Here is a 23,431-nt window from a genome sequence, read left to right as displayed (position 1 = left end):
TCCTGCGTACGCCGATTGCAGGTAGGCTTTGCGCACCGCGCCGGTGACGGCGTCCCCTCCGGAAGCATCCATGTCCCGTTTCATCCTGGCCGGCGTGTTGCTGGCGCTTTCCGTTCCCGCCCTGGCTGGCAGTTTTGCCGGCAGTTCCGCGGGCGCATCGTCCGCCGGCTCGTCGGCGTCCTCCGACAGCTCGTCCGGCGACGACAAGATCGTGTTGCAGGCCCGCGAAGACGCGGCCAGCTTCGTCGCCAGCAACGGCCGCATCCGCGGCGCACAGCTCGAGGCTGCGCTGCGCCACCTGCGCGAGACCGACGAGGCCGCGCGCCGTGCCAGCGACATGCAGCTGGCCCAGGCCATCCTGGCGCGTTGATGTTCCCGCGTCGGCCATGGGGCCGGCGCATCGGCGTGGCGCTTGCCTGTGCGTTGCTGGGCCACGCGATCCCCGCCTTCGCCATCCGCGTCGATCCTGCGGGGCTCGATGCGGCGCAGGTCGCGTCCACGCAGGCGCTCGTCGACGATGTCCTCGTCCGTCTGCCGCGGACATGGCGGGAAGGATTGCCGCGAGACCTGGTCCTGGGGTGGCGCGGCGATCTACCGCACGACGTGCAGGGCCGCCGCGTCGGCCGCCGGCTGTGGCTTGATCGTGCATTGCTGGACGACCCGCACGGCCTCCCGGCGCGCAAGGCGCTCGTCCACGAACTCGCCCACGCCTACGACCGCACGCATCGCAACGTGCTGTCCGCTGATCCGCACCTGCGCGACCTGGCCGGTTGGCAGCGCAGTGTGTTCCGTGTCGCAGGCCGGCGCAGCCGTAATGATTTCACCGCCCGGAGCCCCGATACCTACGAGCTGACGCGGCCGTCCGAGTTCGTCGCCGTCAACCTCGAGCACTTCGTGCTGGACGGCAGCTACGCGTGCCGGCGTCCGGCGCTGCACCGGTATTTCGCATCGCATTTCGGCGAGCCGGCCACAGCGGCCGAGTGCGCGGCGGGACTGCCTTTTCTTGAAGCGGATGCGGCGCGCGGGGATGCGTCGCTGCTGGCCCTGGAGCCCGCACGCGTCTACGAGGTGGACTACCTGCTGGCCGAGGGCAATACCGAGGCGATGAGCCGCTGGGGCCACAGCATGTTGAGGCTGGTGGTCTGTGCACCGGGTCGTGCGCCAGGGCCTGATTGCCGGCTGGACCTCGCCCATCATCGCGTGCTGTCGTTCCGCGCTTTCGTGGGCGATGTGCAGATCTCGGGCTGGCGCGGGTTGACGGGTTCGTATCCTTCGCGGTTGTTCCTGCTGCCGCTGGACCAGGTGATCGAGGAATACACGAAGATCGAACTGCGTGGCCTGCAATCCATTCCGCTGCGGCTCCAGCGGAACGAGATCGCCTCGCTGCTGGAGCGTGCCGCGCAACTCCACTGGAGCTATGACGGACGTTACTACTTCATCAGCAACAACTGCGCCGTGGAAACGTGGAAGCTGCTGCATGATGGCGTGCCGCGGCTTGCCGGTGAGCCATTGGCGAGCATCACGCCGACAGGCCTGTTGAAGAAACTGGAGCGTGCGGGCATCGCGGACCGCCGCGTCCTCGAAGATGGCGAACAGGCGCGCCGTCTCGGCTATTACTTCGAGCCCATGAGCGCACGCTACGACACCCTGTTTGCGGTCGCGCGCGAGGCACTGGCGCTGCCGCAACGCGATGCACAGGCGTGGCTGGCGCTGGCGCCGGAGGCGCGCACGCCGTGGTTGTCGCAGGCGGATCTGAAGGCGAGCGCGGCTTTGCTCGTGCTGGAGAATGCCGCGCTGCGCAGGCAGCAGTTGCTGTTGCGCGATGAGCTGAAACGACGCTATCTCGGGCGCAATGCGCCGGAAGACGCCGCAGGCGCGGTGCAGGCGTTGAGGGCGTGGCTGGGAGACACCAGCTTCGTCAGCCGGCCCGCCGAACTCGCAGCGGAGGGCTACGGATTGCCGCAATCGGACGAGCGCGCGCGCATCGGCGTGGAGGCGCGGGCGCGTGTCGACCGGCTTCGGGGCGAGGATGCCGCCCTGCGCAAGGACCTGGAGCGCTGGCTTCCCGAAGAGCAGCGGGAAGCCCTGCGCGGGATCGAATCCAACGTGGACGCGATCGGTACGCGCCTGCGGGCGTTGGCCGCGGCAGGCGCGTCGTAACCGCGGATCAGTCCGCGCGGCCGCCGAACTCGCCGGTGGTCGTGTAGACCAGGATGCGCTCGCCGTTGGTGATGTACTCCGGCACCATGATCTCGATGCCCGTGCTGAGCTTGGCCGGCTTGGGGCGCTTGGTGGCGGTGCCGCCCTTCAGTTCCGGCGGTGTCTCCACGACTTCCAGCGTCACGTGCTGCGGCAACTGCAGCGCGACCGGCAGTTCGTCGATCACCTGCACGTAGCAACCGCTCAGGCCATCGGTGATGTAGCCGGCATCGTCGCCGATCACGTTCGCGTCCAGGGTGTAGGGCGTGTAGTCCTCGTCATCGAGGAATACGAACGCATCGCCGTCCTTGTAGGAATACGTCGCCTGGCGGCGCAGCAGCTCCACTTCGCTCAGGTTGTCGTCGGCATCGAAGCTGGCATCCAGCTTGTTGCCGCCCGGCACGCTGTACATGATGAAGCGGAAGCGCACGTTGCCGCCGCGACCCTGCGGCGAGCTGCGCTCGATGTCGCGGATCTGGTACACGCCACCGTTGTGTTCGACGACGTTGCCCTTCTTGATGTCAAAAGCCTTCATGGTTGGACCGTAGGTAGGAAAGGAAAGAGGGAGCGGGCTTACTTCGGCGCCAGTCGCACGGCGCCGTCCAGGCGGATGGTTTCGCCGTTGAGATAGGGATTGCCGAGGATGTAGGCGACCAGGTCGGCGAACTCTTCCGGCTTGCCCAGGCGGGACGGGAAGGGGATCGAAGCACTGAGCGACTGCTGCACCGCGTCCGGCATGCCATCGACCATCGGGGTCCAGAAGATGCCGGGTGCCACGGTCATCACGCGGATGCCGAAGCGCGACAACTCGCGCGCCATCGGCAGGGTCATGCCCACCACGCCGCCCTTCGACGCCGAATAGGCCGCCTGGCCGATCTGGCCTTCGTACGCGGCCACGCTTGCCGTGTTGACGATGATGCCGCGCTCGCCGTCGGCATTCGGGGTGTTGTGCTGCATCGCGTCCGCGGCCGCCTTGGCGACGTTGAAGCTGCCCACCAGGTTCACCATCACGGTGGCCTGGAACGTGGACAGCGGCATCGGTGCTTCCTTGCCGAGCACGCGACCGGCGCCAAGGATGCCGGCGCAATTGATCGCGGCGTTCAGCCCGCCCAGGAATTCCCTGGCTGCCGCGATGTTCGCGACGACACCCGCTTCGTCGGTCACGTCGGTACGGACATAGCGCGCGTTGCCTTCCCCCAGTTCGGCGACGGCGGCAGCACCCTTGTCGTCGTTGACGTCGAACAGGGCGACCTTGCCGCCATGGCGGACCAGATGGCGGGCGACGGCCAGTCCCAGGCCGGAGGCGCCGCCGGTGATGACGGCGCGGGTATCGGAAAGCTGCATGCGGCGGACCTGCTGCGGAAAAGCCGGCATTTTACGCGATGGTGGGGAGCTGGGCGCCATCGCCTCCCTGTAGGAGCGACGTAAGTCGCGACCGTGAACCAAAGCAGACAGGACTTCTTGGCGACGCCGGAACTGCGACGATCCAGGACGTGCCGCTTTGCGGAAGGGGCGCTGGAGAGGAAGGTTTCCGGTCGCGACTTACGTCGCTCCTACAGAAATCGGCCGCCTCAAGCGTGCAATGCGCGCTCCAGCGGGGTATCGGCCAGCCGGCGTGCGAACTCGTCCGGCGAGAGCCCCGGTGCGAACAGGAAGCCCTGGCCGACCGGAACGCCCAGGTTGAGCAGGAACTGGCGCTGCGCCTCGGACTCCACGCCCTCCGCCACCAGGCCCAGCCCCAGGCTGCGCGCGATCGCCGAGACCGCCTGGCAGACCGCCACGTCGGAGCGGTTGTTGGGTACGCCCTCGGTGAACAGCGGGCTGAGCTTCAGGCCGTGGATGGGCAGGCGGCGAAGGTAGTTGAGCGCGCTGTAGCCTTCGCCGAAGTCGTCGATGGTCAGCATCACGCCCAAGTGGCGCAGGTCGGCGAAGGTGCGCAGCGTGGCCGGCGCGTCCTCGATGAGAACGCGTTCGGTGAATTCCAGTTCCAGGGCAGCGCCGGGCAGGTCGAACTCGGCGAGGATCGCGCGCACCCGGTCGGCGAGGTCATCGCCGGCGAACTGGCGATACGACACGTTCACCGCGACCCGCACGATGCCCAGGCCCTGGTCGCGCCATGCGGCCACCTGGCGGCAGGCCTCGCGCAGTACCCAGCTGCCGATCCGCACGATATCGCCGGTCGTCTCCGCATGGCTGATGAACACGTCGGGACGCAATTCGCCCAGTTGATGGTTCTGCCAGCGGATCAGTGCTTCGGCGGCGATGATGTGGCCGTTGCGCAGGTCGACCTGCGGCTGGTAGACGAGCCGGAACTCCTCGTTGTCCACCGCGCGCCGGAGCTGCGTCTCGATCTGCATCCGGTCCTGCTGCCGTTGCGCCAGCTCCTGGGTGAAGCTCTGCCAGCCGTTGCGCGCGCGATGCTTGCTGTCGTACATCGCGATGTCGGCATTCTGGATCAGCTGTTGCGGGCGCAGGCCGTCGCCCGGCGCCACCGCCAGGCCGATGCTGGCGGTGATGGCGAATTCGTCCTTGCCGAAACGGAAGGAGTCGGCGAATGCCCCCAGCACCGCATGCGCCAGGTGTTCGGGCAGTTGCGGGTTATCGCCGGCATCGCAGATGACCAGGAACTCGTCGCCGCCGAAGCGGGCGATCATGCCGTCGGTACCGACCGCGCCGCGGATGCGGTCGGAGGCCTGCACGAGCAGTTCATCGCCCGCGTTGTGGCCCAGCACGTCGTTGACCATCTTGAAACGGTCGAGGTCGATGTAGAGCACCGCGACCTGCGCGCGTTCGGGGTCGCTCAGGCGCGCGCCGAGTTCGGTCAGCACGGCGTCGCGGTTCATCAGGCCGGTCAGCGGATCGGTGCGCGCCTGGATGCGCAGCGTTTCCTCCGCCTGCTTGTCCTGCGAGATGTCCTGCATGGTGCCGGTGATGCGCGACGCGCCGGGATCGCCAGGCTCGGCATCGCCGATCACGCGGATCCAGAACGGGTGACCGTCGGCCTGCGTGCCCTGCAACTCCAGGTCGAAGCCCTTGCCGCCGCCGGTGATCAGGTTCAGCGCACCGCGCAGTCGCCGACGGTCGGATTCGCGCAGGCAGGTCAGCACATCGTCCAGGGTGATCAACGGGCGCGCGGCGCCGAGGATCCGCTGCGCCTCGTCGGTCAGGTACATGCGGTCGCGCCCGATGTCCCATTCCCAGCCGCCGATGTGGGCCAGCGACTGCGCACGGTCGAACAGCGCGCTGTCGCGCTTGAGCTCGGTGACGTCGCTGAAGAGGGTCGTCACCTGCGACGGACGGCTCTCGCCCGGCGCGAACTGCGGCACCGACGTCGCGGTGACCCAGATCAGGTGTTTGCGCTCGCGGTGGTACATGCCCAGCAGCACGCTCTCCACCATCTGCCCGCTATCCAGCGCACGTTGCGCCGGCAGCTCCTGGCGTTGCATCTCGCGGCCGTGCTCGTCGACGACATGCCAGCGGTCCAGCGCGAGTTCCTGGCCGACGCGCTGGTCTTCGCGGATGCCGAAAATGCGCATGGCGGCACCGTTGCAGTACTGCACGACGAGGTCGCGGCCGTTCACCACGATCCCTTTGTCGATGGTTTCCATCAACTCGCGGTAGCGCAGCTCCGCGAGCCGGCGGCTGCTGATGTCGCGCGCGACGGCCACGATGCTCTTGCGGCCGTCGAAGTTGATGTTCGCCGAGTGCACTTCGACGGGGAACCGCGTCCCGTCGCCGCGCATGTTGGTGACTTCGATGACATAGGTCTCGCCGCGGTTCAGCGTTTCCCACACCGGCACCAGGTGGTCGCGCGGCAAATCCGGGTTGAGCACGTTGATGTTGCGCCCGACGATTTCCTCGGGCGGGCGCTTGTAAGCCGACATGCCCGCCTTGTTGAGGTCCAGCACCGTGCCGTCTTCGGCGATGATGCTGACCGGATCGGGGACGGCATCGAACAGGTTGCGGTACCGCGAACGCTCGGTGTCGGCTTCCCGCTGCTTGGCGAGCAGCGCATCGCGTGCCTGCCGCAGGAGCAGGGCGGTGGCGTCGTCGGTGCCGCGTTCGGCCACGGCGCGTTCCAGCGCGGCGACGAGTGCCGCCAGGTCGAGACCCTCGCTGGCCGCGTCGTGATTCATGCGGCCGCCGCCAATGCCTTGCCCACGCGGCTGCCGGTTTCGCGGCCGAGTCGCGCCGCCAGCCAGCGGCCGGTGTCGGCCAGCAGGTCCAGGTCCACGCCCGTACGCAGGCCCAGGCCGTGCAGCAGGTAGACCACATCTTCGCTGGCCACGTTGCCGCTGGCGCCTTTGGCGTAGGGGCAGCCGCCCGCGCCGGACACCGCGGCATCGACGACGCGCACGCCCACGTCCAGGCAGGCCAGCAGGTTCGCCAGGGCCTGGCCATAGGTATCGTGGAAATGCACCGCCAGCGCCGCCATCGGTACTTCTGCGGCGACGGCCTTCAGCATGTCCGCCGCCTTGTGCGGTGTGCCCACGCCGATGGTGTCGCCCAGCGAGATCTCATAGCAGCCCAAGGCATGCAGCTGTTTCGCTACCCGCACCACGTCCGTCAGAGGCACGTCGCCCTGGTAGGGGCAACCGAGCACGGTGGAGACATAACCGCGCACCCTGATGCCATCGTTCGCGGCGCGTGCCAGCACCGGGCGGAAACGCTCGATGGACTCGTCGATCGAGGCGTTGATGTTCTTCCGGTTGAATGCTTCCGAGGCCGCGGTGAAGACGGCCACTTCCTCCACGCCCACGGCGCGCGCGCGGTCGTAGCCGGTCTCGTTCGGGACGAGCACCGGATAGGCCGTGCCCGGTCGCCGGTGGATGGCCGAGAACACTTCGGCGGCATCGGCGAGTTGTGGAACCCATTTCGGGCTGACGAAGCTCGTCGCCTCGATGCTCAGCAGGCCGGTGCGCGTCAGGCGGTCGATCAGCTCCACCTTGTCGGCGGTCGCGACTTGCGCCTTCTCGTTCTGCAGACCATCGCGCGGACCGACTTCGACGATGCGGACGAAGTCTCCGGCGGGCGTTGGCGAGGGAGGCGTCATGTGCCCGCCTTCGCGCGTTGCATGCGCAATGTCTTGGCCTTGCCGTCGAACGCTTCGAACAGCTCCGGATACCGGCGCAACAGATCGCGCAGCCGGCGGGGGTCGCCTTCGAACAGGTAGGTGCTGGCGTCGGTCTCGCGGGCCTTGAGGCTGCCCTGTTGGACGCGCTGCATGATGGTCACCGTGTCGAGCATCGCGATCTGCAGCGTATCGTCATGGATGCGGTATTTCAGTAACGTGACGGCACCGGCCGGCATGCCCTTGGGTGTCGGGGGCGCCTCCTTGCCGGTGCCGAACAGGCCTTCCAGTTCCTTGAAGCCGAGGGCGAGGTAGCGGTCACCGTCCACCTCGAAGCCGAGCGCATCGAAGCTCGGTTCGTCGCGACGGTTGTTGTCGCGGAGGCGGACGTGGCATTGGGCATCGACGTCCGCGTAGTCGTCCTTGCCCAGCGGCACCCGGTCCTGCGGGCTGTCGGATAACGGAATCCAGCGCCCGACCAGGGCCGGATCGCAGGCCAGGGGGGCAGGGGCTTGTTCGAACATGACGCATCCACCCAGCAGGCTGGCCGCCAGGATGACGGTGGCCAACCGGCGCATCGGCGTCATGGCGGCCCTCATTCGAGCGCCACGAGGACGGTGTCGGCTTCGACGAAGTCGCCGGCCGAGGCGCGCACCTCCGCCACCACGCCGTCGCGCGGCGCCTTGACGGCAAGCTCCATTTTCATCGCTTCCATCACCAGCAACTCCTGTCCGGCCACCACCGCATCGCCGGGCCGCGCCTTCACCAGTACCACGCGCCCCGGCATCGGCGCGACGATCTTCCCGTTGCCCGACGCCTCGGCCGCATCCGCGCGCCGGTAGGCAGGCACCGTCTCCACCGTCGTCCGTCGTTCCCCATCGTGCAGCGTCAGCCGGGCGCCGTGCCGCAGGACGCGGAATCGCCGCGCCTCTCCATGAATACGCAATCCGAGCACGTCGCCGGTCAGGCGCGCGTCCTCCACCTCATGCTGACCATCGTCCAATGCGATGCGGTATCGGCCGCCGTGGCCATGCGCCCGGCCTTCCCAGGTCTCGCCCCGGTACTGGAACGCCAGCGGTCGTGCGCCCGCATGGCCCAGCCGCCAACCGTCGGTGACCGCCCAGGGCGAGCCGGGCTCGCTGCTGCGCGCGGCGCCGGCGTGCGCATCGGCTTCCTGGCGCAGCAGTTCGGCCGCGGCGATCGCGACCCGGTGCCCGCCCGGCAGTGCCGGTGCCGGCATGAACTCGTCCAGATGCCGGTCCAGGTAGCCGGTGTCGATCCGGCCCTCGGTGACGGCCGGGTGGCGCGCCAGCCGTTCCAGGAACGCGATGTTGGATTTCGGGCCTGCGATATCGCACTGGGCCAGCGCTTCGCGCAGGCGGCCGAGCGCTTCGGGCCGGTCCGCGCCGTGGACGATGAGCTTGGCGATCATGGGGTCGTAGAAGATCGTCACCGTGTCGCCTTCCACCACGCCGGCATCGATCCGCACCCCCTGCGACGGCGGCGGAAGCGCGAGCCGCTCAAGGCGGCCGGAGCCGGGCAGGAAACCCGCTTCCGGGTCCTCGGCGTAAAGGCGCACCTCGATCGCATGGCCCTGCTGGCGGATATCGTCCTGCGCCAGCGGCAACGGCTCGCCCGCCGCGACGCGCAGCTGCCACTCCACCAGGTCCAGGCCGGTGACCAGTTCGGTGACCGGATGCTCCACCTGCAGGCGCGTGTTGATCTCCATGAAGTAGAACTGCCCGTCGGGATCGACGATGAATTCCACCGTGCCTGCATTGACGTAGTCGATGGCCTGTGCGGCCTTCACCGCGGCATCGCCCATTGCGGTGCGCAGCGCGGGGGTCAGGAACGGCGAGGGCGATTCCTCGAGCACCTTCTGGTAACGGCGCTGCGCCGAACACTCGCGTTCGTTGAGGTGCAACGTGTGGCCGTGCGCATCGGCGAATACCTGGATCTCGATGTGGCGGGGCGAGGACACGTAGCGCTCCAGCAGCACGCGGTCGCGGCCGAAGGCGTTGGCGGCTTCGCGCTGGCAGCTCTCCAGTTGGGCGATGAATTCCTCCAGCCGGTGCACCACGCGCATGCCCTTGCCGCCGCCGCCGTGGGCCGCCTTGATCATCAGCGGGAAGCCGATGCGCGCCGCTTCACGCGACAGCGTGTTCGGCGACTGGTCCTCGCCGGTGTATCCCGGCACCACGGGAACGCCCGCTGCCGCCATCAACTCCTTCGCGCCCGCCTTGCTGCCCATCTTGCGCATCGATGCACCGGAGGGCCCGATGAACACCAGCCCCGCCGCCGCGACGGCCTCGGCGAAGTCCGCGTTTTCCGACAGGAAGCCGTAGCCGGGGTGGATGGCCTGCGCGCCGGAGGTTTTCGCCGCCGCGATCACCGCATCGCCGCGCAGGTAGCTGTCGGCGGGGCGCGGGCCGCCGATGAGGTAGGCCTCGTCGGCTTGGCGCACGTGCTGCGCATCGGCGTCGGCCTCGGAATAAACGGCCACGGTGGCGATGCCCAGCCTGCGGCAGGTGCGGATGACGCGGCAGGCGATTTCGCCGCGGTTGGCGATCAGGATCTTGGAGAACATCAGGCGTCGGTGTCCGCGGGCAGGTGGCAGACGGCTTCGATGTTGTGGCCGTCCGGATCGATGGCGAAGGCGCCGTAGTAGTTCGGGTGGTAATGCGGGCGCAGACCGGGCGCGCCGTTGTCGCGCGCGCCGGCGGCCAGTGCCTCGGCGTGGAAGGCGTCGACCTGCGCGCGGCTGCCTGCCGTGAACGCGATATGCGAGCCGCGGCCGGGTTCGCCGCTGCCCTTGCCGACCCAGAAGTGCGGCCGGCTGGGTGGCCCGAAACCGCAGCCTTCATAGCCACCGGTCATTTCGCGGGTGACTTCCATGACGACCCCGTAACCGAGGGTCGCAAGCACGCGGGCGTAGAACGCGCGGCTGCGCGCGTAGTCGGCGACTTCGATGCCGAGATGGTCGATCATCGCTTCACTCCTTGGCCCAACCGGGCGTGCGCTTGTCGAGGAAGGCGGACAGGCCTTCCTGTCCTTCCGGAGAGACCCGCAGGCGGGCGATCAGATCGGCGTTGTCGCTGTCGGCGCGGTCCCGGTCGGCGGTGGCCGCGATGCGTGCGACCAGCCGCTTCGCGCCGGCGGCCGCCAGCGGCCCGGCCTTCAGCAACAGGCCAATCTGTCGTTCGATGGCGGCATCGAGTGCATCCGGGTCGACGACGTCATGCAGCAGGCCGATCCGCAGCGCCGTGGCCGCATCGAAGATCTCCGCTGTTGCGAACCAGCGTCGGGCCTCGCGCGCGCCGATCGCCGCGATCACGTAAGGCGAGATCACCGCAGGCAGCAGGCCCAGCTTGCTTTCGGTCAGGCCGAATTTCGCCGCCGGCACGCCGATGGCGATATCGCAACAGGCGACCAGCCCCACGCCACCGCCGAAGGCCGCACCGTGCACGCGGGCGATCGTCGGCTTGGGCAGTTCGTCCAGCGTGCGCATGAGGCGGGCGAGGGCGAGAGCGTCCTCGCGGTTGGCGGCCTCGCTGGCCGAGGCCATGCCGCGCATCCAGTTCAGGTCGGCGCCAGCGGAGAACGAGGCGCCACCGCCTTCGAGCACGACGACGCGGATACCGGGGTCGGCGGCCACCTGTTCCAGTGCCGTGGTCAGGGCGGAGATCAGCGCGGCGTCGAAGGTGTTGTGGAGGGCGGGGCGGTCCAGCCGCAGGCGGGCGATGGCGCCGGTGCGTTCCAGCACGAGGGGGTGTTCCTGCGGGGATTCCGCCATTGCGACCGTTCCTTGCGAAGTCGCTGAATGATAACGGCACGCTGCGTTGCGGCCTTCCTGCACTGCGGCGATGCTACAATGAGAATAGTTCGCATTTGAGAGCCCGGCGTGATCCTGACAGAGCTGCCTTCGCGTACCCCCGCCATCGTCGACACCGTGGAAGACCACGGTCCCCAGGATTCGATCGCCCGTCGCCTGCGCGAACTGGGCTTCGTCAATGGCGAGGAAGTCGAAGTGGTCGCGAAGGGACCGCTGGGCGCCGAGCCGTTGCTGGTGCAGGTCGGCTTCACCCGCTTCGCGCTGCGCCGTTCCGAAGCTGCGCGCATCCGCTTGCGCAACGGAGCCGGCGCATGAGCGCGGCCGAAGCATCGACGTTGCGGCTGGCGCTGGTCGGCAATCCGAACTGCGGCAAGACCGCGCTGTTCAACCAGCTGACCGGCAGCCGCCAGAAGGTGGCCAACTATGCCGGCGTGACCGTGGAGCGCAAGGAAGGCCGCCTGCAGTCCGCGGCGTCGGGTCGCCAGTACGCCGTCCTCGATCTGCCTGGCGCGTACAGCCTGCACGCGGCGAGCCTGGACGAAGCCGTCACCCGCGATGTCTGCCGTGGCTTCTATCCGGGCGAAGCCGCGCCCGACGTGCTCGTCTGCGTCGTTGACGCCACCAACCTGCGCCTGCACCTGCGCTTCGCGCTGGAAGTGCGCGAACTCGGCAAGCCGATGATCCTCGCGGTGAACATGATGGATGCGGCGCAGCGCCGCGGCATCGCCATCGACCTCGCCGCGCTGGAGCGCGAGCTGGGCGTGCCGGTCGTCGAGACCGTGGCCGTGAAGCACAACGGCGCGCGTGCGCTGATCGAGCAGATCGACCGCACCGCGGCGCGGCCGCATGAGCCCACCGTGCGTCTCGCCGAAGGCGCGGACCTGCACGCGGAAACGCGCCGCCTGTTGTCGTTGGCAGTCAGCATGCCGACCCGCACCGCGAAGGTCGACGATGCGCTGGACCGCTGGTTGCTGCATCCGGTGTTCGGCCTGCTGGCGCTGGCGGTGGTGATGTTCCTGATCTTCCAGGCGGTGTACGCCTGGGCAACGCCGCTGATGGACCTGATCGAAGCGGGCACGGGCGCTCTGGGCGAGTGGGCAGGGGCCTTCCTGCCGGAAGGGCCGCTCAACAGCCTGCTGGTGGAGGGCATCATCGCCGGTCTCGGCGGCGTGATCGTGTTCCTGCCGCAGATCCTGATCCTGTTCGCGTTCATCCTCGCGCTCGAGGAAAGCGGGTACCTGCCACGCGCCGCGTTCCTGCTCGACCGCATGATGGCTTCCGCCGGTCTTTCGGGTCGTTCGTTCATCCCGTTGCTGTCGAGTTTCGCGTGCGCCATCCCCGGCATCATGGCCACGCGCAGCATCCAGGACCCGCGTGATCGTCTGGCGACGATCCTGGTCGCGCCGCTGATGACCTGCTCGGCTCGGCTGCCGGTCTATGCGCTGTTGATCGGCGCGTTCATCCCGCAGAAGACCGTGTGGGGCGTCTTCAACCAGCAGGGCCTGGTGCTGTTCGGCCTGTACGCCGCCGGCATCGTCAGCGCGCTGGTCGTCTCCTGGGTGATGAAGAAATGGCGTCGCGACAAGAGCGAGCATGCGTTGCTGCTGGAATTGCCTTCGTACCGCATCCCGCACCCGCGCGACCTGCTGATCGGCCTGTGGGAGCGCGCGATGATCTTCCTCAAGCGCGTCGGCGGCATCATCCTGGCGCTGACCATCCTGCTGTGGTTCCTGCTCAACTTCCCGGCACCGCCGGAGGGCGCGATCGGGCCGGCGATCGACTACAGCTTCGCTGGCCGCATCGGCCACGCCATGGCGGTGTTCTTCTCGCCGCTGGGGTTCAACTGGCAGATCTGCATCGCGCTGATCCCCGGTCTGGCGGCACGCGAAGTCGCGGTGTCTTCGCTGGCCACGATCTACGCGCTCTCGGCCGCGGATGACGACGCGGCGATCCAGGCGCTGACACCGGTCATCAGCGACGGCTGGTCGCTGGCCACCGCGCTGTCGCTGCTGGTCTGGTTCATCTATGCGCCGATGTGCATTTCCACGCTGGCGACCATCAAACGCGAGACCAACTCGTGGAAGCAGATGGGCTTCGCGACGTTCTACCTGTTCGCACTGGCCTACCTGGCCTCGCTGCTGACCTACCAGGTCGCCAGCGCCCTGGGTGGCGGCTGAGCCATGGACCCGTCGCTCGCCCTGCAGTACGCCATCATCGCCCTCCTGGTGGTGGCCAGCGTGTGGGTGGTGCTGAAGAAGCAGTTTCCCGGCCCGCTGCGCAAGGCGCGGATCGCGATGGCACTGCCGCTGCTGCGCGAGGGGCGAGCGAAATGGCAACACGCGTTGGGGCGATGGATCGCACCCGCCGGCAGCCTCGTGAACGGGCGGATCGGCGGCAAGGATTGCGGTGGTTGCGACGGGTGCGGTTGAAGGGTTTCGAATCCGATTCCTTGTAGTCCGGGCGCCAATGGCTACTGGCTGAAGAGTCGGCCTAGCTTGCCAAGGAGCAGGATCAAGAAGAGCACCCACCAGTAGTCCGCGATCTTCGTTGCCCACGTCGACTGGATCGGCTTGCGCGGGCGCGGCGGGCCTTGCCGGGCATCGTCCAGAACGTTGGCAAGATTCTCCCAACCTTTGGGCATCGATGACGCGGACGGCGAAGCGACCTCCTGCCGCCACTGCGCGCGTTCGAGGAAATCCAGGGCAGGCGCCACAGCCGGATGGCGCCGCAGCCTCGCGTCGACGCCGAAGAATTCCGTCAGCGTTTCCAGATGTCCGCGATGTGGGTCCAGCAAGCTCGCATTGTGTGCGAGCGTATCGAAGACATGCGGCATCAAAGCCCACTTGAGCTCAAGTGAGTACAGGTCCGGGTGTTCGTCCAACCAGAGGCGAAGATGCTTTGGATCGCGCTCGCGGATGTGGTCGGCCAGGGCGCTGAAGAACGGCCCGAACGGGAAGCCGTCATCGCCCGAGGAGGTCGGCTCCGAATCGGCGGACGGGACAGGCGCGGAGGGCTCCAGGGCGCGGCCCAGTTCGGGCAGCACCGTATCCGGGGTGGCCTCGGCGTATCCGGCCGGCGGCACGGGTGGGGGTTCCGTCGAAGGCGCCTGAGTCGTGCCGGGGGGCTCGACAGAACGCCGACGCGCATCGCCCATGGCCCACTCGTAAGCATCGGTCAGGAGTTGGAACCCGACGGCATCGTCTTCCGGTCGCGTGGTCTTGAGGCGCGCGGCGTATGCCCGGCGGATGGCGCGGCTGTCGACGGACTCTTCGATGCCGAGGATGTCCCATGCGCTTTCCGTCATAGGGGGCCGCGCGTCTCGTACTGATCCAACGCCTGCAGCAGCGCGTCACGCTGGCGTGCGACGAAAGCCTTGTCTTGTGTGGCGAGCGCTGCTTGGAACTCCACGATCAATCCTTGCACATGACGGCGTTCGTCGCCCAGCGATTCCACGTAGAGGCGCTCGGCCCGGGCTAGCGCCGCGATGTTCGGCTGCTCGTCGCGCGGATGCGTCTTCAGTCCCGCAAGTTCGGCAAGGCGCTTGCGCGCCTCTTCTTCGCTCAGGCCGCCGTCACCCTGCATCAGCAGCAATTCGCGCACGATGCCCGTCTTCTGCACACGCGCTTCCACCTGGAGAACACCATTGATGTCGTAGGTGAAGCGCACATCGACACCCCGTTCCTGTGTCGCGCCAGGGGGCACCGGTACTTCCAGTTCCCCTAGCGCAATGTTGTTCTCGGCCCAGGGATTCTCACCCTGGTAGACACGCAGCGTGATCGCGTTCTGCTGGTCGTGCACTGGGAAGTACTCGCGGACCCTGCTTACCGGCACAGTGCAGTTGCGTTCGATGATGGGGTCGAAATGCCCGTGGCTTCGCATGCCTTGGCCAAGCTCCATGCTGACCGCCACGCCCAGGGAGTGCGGGCACACATCGGTCAGAATGATTTCTTCGAGGGTCTCGTCGCGGGCCTTCAGCCCAGCGGCCACGCAGGCGCCATGGGCGATGGCTTCATCCGGCGCCACATGCCGCAACGGAAGCCTGCCCAGCAGACGCGCGGCCAGCTTTGACAACTGCTGCATGCGGGACGCGCCGCCGACCATGACCACCTCGGCCAGGTCCCCGCCGCGCAGGCCCGCGTCGCGCATCGCTCGCTCTATCGGAGAGCGCATGCGCGTCACCAGCGGCGCCACGATCTGCTCGAAGCCGCTCTCGTCTAAGCTCAGCGAGTAGAGTTTGCCGTCAACGTACAAAGCGACTTCTGCGGGCTGGCCCATCGCGAGGGTTCGTTTGGCGGCCTCCGCACGTTGACGCAGTTGGCTGGCTTCGTGGGGCTTCAGCGCCTCACCGCGAAGTTCATTTTCGCTCAGCCAGTGCTTCTCGATCGCCTCAGTGAAATCGTCGCCGCCGAGGTAGTTGTCGCCGGCGCTGGCATGGACCTTCACCACGCCATCGAACAGCTCCAGAATGGACACGTCGAACGTGCCGCCCCCGAGATCGAGGACCAGGACGTGGGCGTCGTCGAGCTTCTGCGCCAGGCCGTAAGCCAAAGCGGCGGCGGTGGGCTCGTTGATCAGTCGCTCCACACGCACGCCGGCCAGTTCGCCGGCCCGTCGGGTGGCGCGGCGCTGCGCATCGCTGAAGTACGCCGGCACACTGATGACCGCTTCCTGCGGTCGATGACCCAGCGCGACCTCGGCATCATCAAGCAGCGAGCGGATCACCAGCGCTGACAATTCTTCCGGGAGATAGGCGCGCTGGCCCAAGCGTGTTTCCCGCCGGGAGCCCATCCATCGCTTGAAGCTGGCGACACTGGCTTGTGGATGGCTGATGAGCCGATCCCGGGCGGCATCCCCGACCAAGATGGTCCCATCCTCCCCGACGCTGACCACCGATGGCGTCAGTAACTTGCCCAGCGCGTTCGGAATCAGTCGAGGCGCGCCGTCCTCGTAAACGCCCACCAGCGAATGCGTAGTCCCCAGATCGATACCGACGATCATCCAGCCCCCTGCTGGCATCCTTGTCGGCGTCGAGTGTAGCCGGCCGTGCTGCCGGCGGGGAGGGCTTCAGTGCCGGGTGCGGCGGGCGGCCTTGCCGGTGGCGGGATTGAGCTCCACCGACAGGACGAAGCTGCGCTGCTCGTGCGGCTGCATGGCGCCGACGCCGACCACCTGGCGGGTCACTTCCTCGCCGCGGTCGTTGCGGATGGACAGCACCACGCTGTACTCCCAGGCCGCGCCTTCCGCCGGTGGCTGCAGCGTGCCTTCGATGCGGAGCGGGGTGAGCGTGGGCGCCGCGCCGGCGCCGGAGCCCGGTTCGAAACGCAGATGGTGGCGGCAGCCGGGACAGACCGCCGCGCTCTCCAGGATGGTCGCCTTGCAGTGCGGGCAGGTGCGGGTGGCGCCGGCACTGCCAGGGCGGGGTTGGCTCATGCGGCGGCGCCGGACTCCGTACCACCGGACTTGCCGCCCTTGCTGGCGACTTCGTCCCAACCGAAATCGGCCTGGCCGCGCATCCGCGAACCCGCCGCGACGGTGAGCGAACCGGCCTTGACGTCGCCGATCAGCACGCCGGAGGCGAGCAGTTCGACGCGCGCGGCCGATTCGATGTTGCCCTCGAGCTCGCCGGCGATGGTGACCTTCTTCGCCCGCACGCCGCCATTGAGCTTGGCGCCGGTTTCGATGGTGAGGTCGCCCTGCACGTTGACGTCGCCCTTGAACTTGCCGGCGATACGGATGTGGCCGGTACCCTCGATCTTGCCTTCGATGGTCAGGTCGGAGGCGATCAGCGATTCCTTCAGCGCTTCCTGTGGGGCCCGCTCAGGCGCGCGCGTGCCCGGTGGGGCGGTCACGGTGGGCGAGAAGTCGGCGACGGCCGGCGCCTCCCGCACGGCAGCGGGCGTGGGCTCGGGAAGGGGTGGGGTGGCCTCTTTCTTCGCGGGGCCTTGGTCTTTCCAGATGGACATGCAGGGGATGCTCCGGGTGACGTGGACACCGGACTATCGCCTTCATCGCCGGATCGCGTTGTGACCGGTGCGGACAATCATGGGCGCGATACCTCGATGAACCACGCGGTTCATGGATGAGTCGGTCTTGTGCACGCGGTTGTCACGAGGCTGAAGAGGCGCCTCGTGACGGCGGTCGCGATGTGGCCGCGCTACATCCGGAACACGCCGAACTTCGCCGGCTCGATCGGCGCGTTGAGCGCGGCCGAAATGCCCAGGCCAAGCACGCGGCGCGTGTCGGCGGGGTCGATGATGCCGTCGTCCCACAGGCGCGCGGTGGCGTACCACGGGCTGCCCTGGCTTTCGTATTGCTCGCGGATCGGGGCCTTGAAGGCGTCCTCGTCCTCCGCCGACCAGGCCTTGCCCGAGCTCTCGATGCCGTCGCGCTTCACCGTGGCGAGCACGCTGGCGGCCTGTTCGCCGCCCATCACGCTGATGCGCGCGTTCGGCCACATCCACAGGAAGCGGGCGCCGTAGGCGCGGCCGCACATCGCGTAGTTGCCGGCGCCGAAGCTGCCGCCGATCACCACGGTGAACTTGGGCACGGACGAGCACGCGACTGCGGTGACCATCTTCGCCCCGTCCTTGGCGATGCCGGCGTTCTCGTACTTGCGGCCGACCATGAAGCCGGTGATGTTCTGCAGGAACACCAGCGGGATGCCGCGCTGGTTGCACAACTCGATGAAATGCGCGCCCTTGAGCGCGCTCTCGCCGAACAGGATGCCGTTGTTGGCGATGATGCCGACCGGGTAGCCGTGCAGATGGGCGAAGCCGGTCACCAGCGTCTTGCCGTAGCGCGCCTTGAACTCGTCCAGTTCGCTGCCGTCGGTGATCCGGGCGATGACCTCGCGGATGTCGAACGGCCGGCGCGTGTCCTTCGGGACGATGCCGTACAGCTCCTCGGCGGCGTACAACGGTTCGCGCGCCTCGCGCAGCGCGACGGGAATCGACTTGCGCCGGTTGAGATGGCCGACGATGCCGCGCGCGATCTCCAGCGCGTGGCGGTCGTCCTCGGCGAAATGGTCGGCCACGCCGGACACGCTGGTGTGCACGTCGGCGCCGCCGAGCGCTTCGGCGTCCACCACTTCGCCGGTGGCGGCCTTCACCAACGGGGGGCCGCCGAGGAAGATCGTGCCCTGCTCGCGGACGATGACGCTCTCGTCGCACATCGCCGGCACGTAGGCGCCGCCAGCGGTGCAACTGCCCATCACCACCGCGACCTGCGGGATGTTCTCCGCGCTGAGCCGCGCCTGGTTGTAGAAGATGCGGCCGAAATGCTCGCGGTCCGGGAAGACCTCGTCCTGCAGCGGCAGGAACGCGCCACCGGAGTCGACCAGGTAGACGCACGGCAGCCGGTTTTCGCGCGCGATCTCCTGCGCACGCAGGTGCTTCTTCACCGTCATCGGGAAGTAGGTGCCGCCCTTGACGGTGGCGTCGTTGGCCACGACGACCACTTCCAGCCCCATCACGCGGCCGATGCCGCACACCATGCCGGCGGCCGGCGCCGCGCCGTCGTACATGTCCTCGGCAGCGAGCGGCGCGATCTCGAGGAACGGCGAGCCCGGGTCGAGCAGGGCGGTGATGCGGTCGCGCGCGAGCAGCTTGCCGCGCTCGGTGTGCTTGCCGCGTGCCCTCTCGCCGCCGCCGTCGGCGGCGCGCGCCAGCCGGCGGTCCAGTTCCTGCACCAGCACCCGGTGGTAGGCCGCGTTGGCGGTGAAGTCGGGTGAGCGCGGATCGAGTTGCGAAGCGATGGCAGGCATGCGGCACGCGAATGCGGGAAAGGCGGCATCAGACCACAAAGCCCCGCATGCGCCAAACCGCAGTGCAAAAGAAAAGGCCCGCTTGCGCGGGCCTCTTCCGATTCGCGCGAAGGCGAGTCGATTACTTCTTGGCTTCTTCAGCCTTGGCTTCGGCCTTGTCGGCCACTTCAGCAGCCTTGTCGGCGGTCGCCTGGGCGGCGTCGGCGGTGGCCGAAGCAGCAGCGGCGGCAGCGTCGGTGGCGGCGGCTTCGGTCGCGGCAGCGGCGTCGCCAGCGGCGGCGGTCGCGGCAGCAGCGGCGTCGGAGGTCGCGGCAGCGGCGGCGTCGCCGGCAGCGGCAGCGGCGTCGCCAGCGGCGGAGGCAGCGTCACCGGCGGCAGCGGCAGCCTGGTCGGCGGCAGCAGCGGCGTCGGCGGCAGCGGCGTCGGTGGACTCGCTCTTCGTGCAGGCGCTCAGAGCCAGGACGGCGGCGACCAGCAGGACGGTGCTCTTGATCTTCATGTGGATCCCCAAATCGGTATGTGTGTGGAAGGTGGCGCCGGGGTGGCGACGTGTTCGTCCGTTGAGGAGGCCGAACCGGGATGCCGGACCCGGATACAGAAAAAGCCGCCAGCGAACTGGCGGCTTCTTCAGTTTAACGCTAAATCAGGCAACCGCCAGCAGATTACTGCTTGGTGGCTTCCTTGGCAGCGTCGGTCGCGGCTTCGGCGGTGTCAGCAGCCTGGGCAGCGGCGTCGGCAGCAGCGTCAGCGGCTTCGCCGGTGGTGGCGGCAGCAGCGTCGGTCGCGGCGGTCGAAGCAGCGTCGGCGGCAGCGGCAGCGGCGTCGGCCGACTGCTGGGCGGCGTCGGCGGTGGCTTCGCCAGCGGCGGCGGAGGCGTCGGCAGCGGCCTGGGCTTCGGTCGAAGCGGCAGCGGCGTCGGCGGCGGCGTCAGCAGCCTGCTCCTGGTTCGAGCACGCAGCCAGGGCGAAACCCAGAGCCAGCGCGATCAGAGCCTTGTTCATGGTCATCTTTGCATTTCCTCGTCGTTAGTTAGGCAACGCGCAATTGCGCGCCTGCAACATGATGACAAGCCCATTACCGCTGTCAAGCGGTTGGCCGGTTATCTTTGTCAATCCGTTGTTAAACCCTATGGGGCGAAGGAAAGCAAGCGCGCCTTCGCCCCGAACTGCGCAAAACCTCAGGCCACCTCGACCGCGATCGCGGTCGCTTCGCCACCGCCGATGCACAGGGTCGCGATGCCCCGCTTGAGGCCACGGACGCGCAGCGCGTTGATCAGGGTGACCACCAGGCGGGCACCGGACGCGCCGATCGGGTGGCCGAGCGCACAGGCGCCGCCGTTGACGTTGACCTTGGCGTGCGGGATGCCCAGTTCCTTGATCGGGGCCATCGCCACCACGGCGAACGCCTCGTTGACTTCGAACAGGTCCACCTGGTCCACCGTCCAGCCGACCTGCTTCAACAGCTTGTCGATGGCGGCGACCGGTGCGGTGGTGAACCATTCCGGCGCCTGGGAATAGGTGGCATGGCCGACGATCCTGGCCAGCGGCTGCAGGCCGCGCTTGGCGGCCTCGTCGGCGCTCAGCAGGACGGTGGCCGCGGCGCCGTCGGAAATGCTGGACGAGCTGGCGGCGGTGACGCTGCCGTCCTTCTTGAAGGCGGCCTTGAGGGTCGGGATCTTGGCGATATCGGACTTGCCCGGCTGCTCGTCGGTAGCCACTTCGACCTCGCCCTTGCGGGTCGCGACCTTGACCGGGACGATCTCGCCCTCGAACGCACCGGAGGCCTGCGCGGCCTGGGCGCGGGTCACCGATTCGATGGAGTAGGCATCCTGCTCCTCGCGGGTGAAGCCGAACTTGGCCACGGTGGCTTCGGCGAACACGCCCATCGGCTGGCCGTCGTACGGGCTGGTCAGGCCGTCCCACGCCATGTGGTCCACCGCCTGGAAATTGCCGTAGCGGTTGCCGGTGCGCGAGTTCGGGATCAGGTGCGGAGCATTGCTCATGGATTCCATGCCACCGGCGACCACGATGCTGGCCGAGCCGGCCTTGATCAGGTCGTGGCCCAGCATGATGGCCTTCATGCCCGAGCCGCACACCTTGTTGATGGTGGTCGCGCCCGCGGCGTCCGGGATGCCGGCCGCGCGCGAGGCCTGGCGGGCGGGCGCCTGGCCGAGGTTGGCCGGCAGCACGCAGCCCATGATGACCTCGGACACATCCGCGGCCGGGATGCCCGACTGCTCCAGCGCCGCAGCGATGGCGGCCGCGCCCAGCGTGGGGGTGGGGACGCCGTTGAACTGGCCAAGGAACGAACCGATGGCGGTGCGCTTGGCGGCGGCGATGACGATGTCGGACATGGGGGACTTCCCGCGTGGAGTGAGGGGGCGATTATCCCGCCGCGGCCCGATGGCCGGCAAATCGGCCGTTCGTACAGGGCCGCGACCCTGGCCGGCGCGGCGTATGCTCGGCCCAGAGGGGGATGCCAATGTCAGACGAACCATCGATCGAACCCGCACCACGCGCCTTCGTCGTGCCCTGCGCCACGCTGGATGCGAGCGCGCCCTGGCGCTGGCTGCGCGCCGGCTGGCGCGACCTCCGGCGGGCGCCGGGCCTGTCGCTGCTGTTCGGCGGGGTGATCGTGCTGGTAAGCGCCGGCATCTCGTGGCTGGCCTTCGTGCTGGGCCGGTTCGCGCTGCTGGCGACCCTGCTGTCGGGGTTCGTGTTCGTCGCGCCGCTGATCTGCGTGGGCCTGTATTGCGTGAGCCGCGCGCTGGAGCAGGGCCGCACCCCGCGCCTGCGCGATTCGTTCGTGCTCGCGCGTCGCGTGCTGGGGCAGGCGGGGGTGTTCGCGCTGGGGCAGGGGGTCATCATCCTGCTGTGGTCGCGCGCCGGGATGATGGTCAGCGCGTTCTTCCCGTTCGATGGCGGCGACCCGGGCGCATTCTGGGAATTCCTGGCGCTGGGCTCGGTCATCGGCGCGATCTTCGCCACGCTGACGTTCGCGGTGACCGCGTTCTCGTTGCCGATGATCGCCGACCGCGACGTCGACATGGTCACGGCCGCGGTCTCCAGCGTGCACGCGGTGATGCGCAACAAGGGCGTGATGGTGGTATGGGGCCTGGTGCTGGTCACCCTGACCGCGATCGGCTTCGCCACGGCGCTGTTGGGGCTGGCGATCCTGATGCCCTGGCTGGCCTACGCCGCGTGGCATGGTTATCGGGAAACGCTCGATGCCTCAGCCTGGCCCGACCTGGAGTAGGTGACCACCTACTGGCGAGATAGGGCGGGCTTCAGCCCGCCATCGCCATCCATGAACCAGACGGTGGGCCAAGGCCCACCCTGCGACGACGGGTGGATCAACCGCGACCGTCGAACAGCTCCCGCCCGATCAGCATGCGGCGGATTTCATTCGTCCCGGCGCCGATGGCGTAGAGCTTCGCGTCGCGAAGCAGGCGACCGGCGGGGTACTCGTTGATGTAGCCGTTGCCGCCCAGCGACTGGATCGCTTCCAGCGTCACCTGCACGGCGGCTTCCGACGCGTGCAACAGGCAGCCTGCCGCCGCGGCGCGCGAGCCCTGGCCTTCGTCGAAGCCGCGCGCCACCTGGTAGGCGAAGGCGCGGCTGGACTGCAGTGCGGTGTACATGTCCGCCAACTTGCCCTGCATCAGGCCGAAGGTGCCGATGGCCGCATCGAACTGCTTGCGCTCGCGCACGTAGGGCAGGGTGATGTCGAGCGCCGCCTGCATCAGGCCGATCGGGCCACCGCTCAGCACCAGCCGCTCGGTATTCAGGCCGCTCATCAGCACGCGCACGCCCTGGTTGACCTCGCCCAGCACGTTCTCGGCGGGAATCTCGCAGTTCTCGAACACCAGTTCGCAGGTGTTGCTGCCGCGCATGCCCAGCTTGTCCAGCTTCTGCGCGGTGGAGAAGCCCTTCATGCCGCGCTCGACGATGAAGGCCGTCATGCACTTGCTGCCCGCGTCCTTGCCGGCGGTGCGCATGTAGACCAGCAGCACGTCGGCTTCCGGCCCGTTGGTGATCCACATCTTGTTGCCGTTGGCGACCCAGACACCGTCCTTGAGTTCGGCGCGGCAGCTCATCGAACCGACCACGTCCGAGCCGGCACCCGGCTCGCTCATCGCCAGCGCGCCCTTCCATTCGCCGCTGCACAGCTTCGGCAGGTACGTCGCGCGCTGGGCGGCATTGCCGTTGAGGTAGAGGTTGGAGACGCACAGGTTGGAGTGCGCGCCGTAGCTCAGGCCGACCGAACCCGAGGCGCGCGAGATCTCCTCCATCGCGACCAGATGGGCCAGGTAGCCCATGCCGCTGCCACCGAACTCGGGATCCACGGTGATGCCCAGCAAGCCCAGTTCGCCCAGCTTGGGCCACAGGTCCTGCGGGAACGCATTGTCGTGGTCGATCTGCGCCGCACGCGGCGCGATCTCGGTCTGCGCGAACCGCTGCACGGCCTCGCGCAGCGCATCCAACTCTTCGCCCAGCGGAAACCCGCTGACGGTATCCGGTCGCATTCGGTCCTCCCTCCTCCGCGGCCCAACTTCCAGGTTTTCGGT

Annotated in this window: 23 protein-coding genes; 6 read left to right on the top strand and 17 right to left on the bottom strand. The window is 68.2% G+C overall.

Features of this window, described 5'->3' with window-relative positions:
• Positions 1–70: 70 nt before the first annotated feature.
• Entirely contained in the window at positions 71–370 is a 300-nt protein-coding gene (locus tag ASD72_RS13615) for a DUF2388 domain-containing protein (RefSeq protein ID WP_056880491.1), read from the top strand.
• The gene (locus ASD72_RS13610) at positions 370–2,160 is read left to right on the top strand and encodes a DUF4105 domain-containing protein (RefSeq protein ID WP_056880490.1); all 1,791 of its coding nucleotides are present in this window, start codon (positions 370–372) and stop codon (positions 2,158–2,160) included. Before ASD72_RS13615 ends, ASD72_RS13610 begins: the two co-directional genes overlap by 1 nt.
• 7 nt (positions 2,161–2,167) lie before the next feature.
• On the opposite strand, the gene yeiP is transcribed toward ASD72_RS13610, so the two are convergent.
• The 8 genes from yeiP to ASD72_RS13570 form a co-directional block, all read right to left on the bottom strand.
• On the bottom strand, positions 2,168–2,734 hold the full coding sequence (gene yeiP / locus ASD72_RS13605) for an elongation factor P-like protein YeiP (RefSeq protein ID WP_056880489.1): 567 nt from the start codon (positions 2,732–2,734) through the stop codon (positions 2,168–2,170).
• Between the two features lie 38 nt (positions 2,735–2,772).
• Positions 2,773–3,543, bottom strand: coding sequence for an SDR family NAD(P)-dependent oxidoreductase (locus ASD72_RS13600; RefSeq protein ID WP_056880702.1), 771 nt, complete (start codon positions 3,541–3,543; stop codon positions 2,773–2,775).
• A 227-nt stretch (positions 3,544–3,770) separates the two neighbouring features.
• Positions 3,771–6,335 (bottom strand): EAL domain-containing protein, encoded by a 2,565-nt coding sequence (locus ASD72_RS13595; RefSeq protein WP_056880488.1) that lies wholly within the window; start codon positions 6,333–6,335, stop codon positions 3,771–3,773.
• Complete coding sequence (locus ASD72_RS13590) at positions 6,332–7,252, bottom strand: hydroxymethylglutaryl-CoA lyase (protein ID WP_056880487.1); 921 nt, start codon at positions 7,250–7,252, stop codon at positions 6,332–6,334. The genes ASD72_RS13595 and ASD72_RS13590 overlap by 4 nt, the downstream gene beginning before the upstream one ends.
• The gene (locus tag ASD72_RS13585) at positions 7,249–7,857 is read right to left on the bottom strand and encodes a hypothetical protein (RefSeq protein ID WP_056880486.1); all 609 of its coding nucleotides are present in this window, start codon (positions 7,855–7,857) and stop codon (positions 7,249–7,251) included. Before ASD72_RS13585 ends, ASD72_RS13590 begins: the two co-directional genes overlap by 4 nt.
• Positions 7,858–7,865: 8 nt before the next feature.
• Entirely contained in the window at positions 7,866–9,857 is a 1,992-nt protein-coding gene (locus tag ASD72_RS13580; RefSeq protein ID WP_056880485.1) for an acetyl/propionyl/methylcrotonyl-CoA carboxylase subunit alpha, read from the bottom strand.
• Entirely contained in the window at positions 9,857–10,258 is a 402-nt protein-coding gene (locus ASD72_RS13575; protein WP_056880484.1) for a VOC family protein, read from the bottom strand. The genes ASD72_RS13580 and ASD72_RS13575 overlap by 1 nt, the downstream gene beginning before the upstream one ends.
• Positions 10,259–10,262: 4 nt before the next feature.
• The gene (locus ASD72_RS13570; protein ID WP_056880483.1) at positions 10,263–11,063 is read right to left on the bottom strand and encodes an enoyl-CoA hydratase-related protein; all 801 of its coding nucleotides are present in this window, start codon (positions 11,061–11,063) and stop codon (positions 10,263–10,265) included.
• Between the two features lie 108 nt (positions 11,064–11,171).
• On the opposite strand from ASD72_RS13570, the gene ASD72_RS13565 reads away from it, so the two are divergent.
• From ASD72_RS13565 to ASD72_RS13555, 3 genes are read left to right on the top strand one after another with little or no spacing between them, the layout of a single operon-like run.
• Positions 11,172–11,417 carry a FeoA family protein gene (locus tag ASD72_RS13565; RefSeq protein WP_056880482.1) on the top strand — a complete coding sequence of 82 codons (246 nt, stop codon included), beginning with the start codon at positions 11,172–11,174 and terminating at the stop codon, positions 11,415–11,417.
• On the top strand, positions 11,414–13,279 hold the full coding sequence (feoB, locus tag ASD72_RS13560) for a ferrous iron transport protein B (protein ID WP_056880481.1): 1,866 nt from the start codon (positions 11,414–11,416) through the stop codon (positions 13,277–13,279). The genes ASD72_RS13565 and feoB overlap by 4 nt, the downstream gene beginning before the upstream one ends.
• A 3-nt stretch (positions 13,280–13,282) precedes the next feature.
• Positions 13,283–13,531 (top strand): DUF6587 family protein, encoded by a 249-nt coding sequence (locus ASD72_RS13555; protein ID WP_056880480.1) that lies wholly within the window; start codon positions 13,283–13,285, stop codon positions 13,529–13,531.
• Between the two features lie 41 nt (positions 13,532–13,572).
• On the opposite strand, the gene ASD72_RS13550 is transcribed toward ASD72_RS13555, so the two are convergent.
• The 8 genes from ASD72_RS13550 to ASD72_RS13515 all read right to left on the bottom strand — a co-directional run bounded on the left by ASD72_RS13550 (position 13,573) and on the right by ASD72_RS13515 (position 21,217).
• A complete protein-coding gene (locus tag ASD72_RS13550; protein ID WP_056880479.1) occupies positions 13,573–14,406 on the bottom strand; it encodes a hypothetical protein in 834 nt (277 codons plus the stop codon).
• Positions 14,403–16,100 (bottom strand): molecular chaperone HscC, encoded by a 1,698-nt coding sequence (locus ASD72_RS13545; protein ID WP_056880478.1) that lies wholly within the window; start codon positions 16,098–16,100, stop codon positions 14,403–14,405. The genes ASD72_RS13550 and ASD72_RS13545 overlap by 4 nt, the downstream gene beginning before the upstream one ends.
• Positions 16,101–16,166: 66 nt before the next feature.
• Positions 16,167–16,532, bottom strand: coding sequence for a hypothetical protein (locus ASD72_RS13540; RefSeq protein ID WP_056880477.1), 366 nt, complete (start codon positions 16,530–16,532; stop codon positions 16,167–16,169).
• On the bottom strand, positions 16,529–17,065 hold the full coding sequence (locus ASD72_RS13535; protein ID WP_056880476.1) for a polymer-forming cytoskeletal protein: 537 nt from the start codon (positions 17,063–17,065) through the stop codon (positions 16,529–16,531). Before ASD72_RS13535 ends, ASD72_RS13540 begins: the two co-directional genes overlap by 4 nt.
• 191 nt (positions 17,066–17,256) lie before the next feature.
• A complete protein-coding gene (locus ASD72_RS13530; protein WP_056880475.1) occupies positions 17,257–18,864 on the bottom strand; it encodes a carboxyl transferase domain-containing protein in 1,608 nt (535 codons plus the stop codon).
• Between the two features lie 121 nt (positions 18,865–18,985).
• Entirely contained in the window at positions 18,986–19,363 is a 378-nt protein-coding gene (locus tag ASD72_RS13525; protein ID WP_056880474.1) for a hypothetical protein, read from the bottom strand.
• Between the two features lie 163 nt (positions 19,364–19,526).
• A complete protein-coding gene (locus ASD72_RS13520) occupies positions 19,527–19,871 on the bottom strand; it encodes a hypothetical protein (protein ID WP_056880473.1) in 345 nt (114 codons plus the stop codon).
• A 170-nt stretch (positions 19,872–20,041) separates the two neighbouring features.
• A complete protein-coding gene (locus ASD72_RS13515) occupies positions 20,042–21,217 on the bottom strand; it encodes a thiolase family protein (protein ID WP_056880472.1) in 1,176 nt (391 codons plus the stop codon).
• 128 nt (positions 21,218–21,345) lie between these two features.
• Here ASD72_RS13515 and ASD72_RS13510 point away from each other — a divergent pair, with 128 nt between their 5' ends.
• A complete protein-coding gene (locus tag ASD72_RS13510; RefSeq protein WP_056880471.1) occupies positions 21,346–22,119 on the top strand; it encodes a DUF2189 domain-containing protein in 774 nt (257 codons plus the stop codon).
• Positions 22,120–22,216: 97 nt separating this feature from the next.
• On the opposite strand, the gene ASD72_RS13505 is transcribed toward ASD72_RS13510, so the two are convergent.
• Positions 22,217–23,389, bottom strand: coding sequence for an isovaleryl-CoA dehydrogenase (locus ASD72_RS13505; RefSeq protein WP_056880470.1), 1,173 nt, complete (start codon positions 23,387–23,389; stop codon positions 22,217–22,219).
• Positions 23,390–23,431 lie beyond the last annotated feature (42 nt).

The organism is Pseudoxanthomonas sp. Root630, assembly GCF_001427585.1.
Taxonomy (GTDB): Bacteria; Pseudomonadota; Gammaproteobacteria; order Xanthomonadales; family Xanthomonadaceae; genus Pseudoxanthomonas_A.
This window is presented reverse-complemented; position numbering and strand designations above follow the sequence as displayed.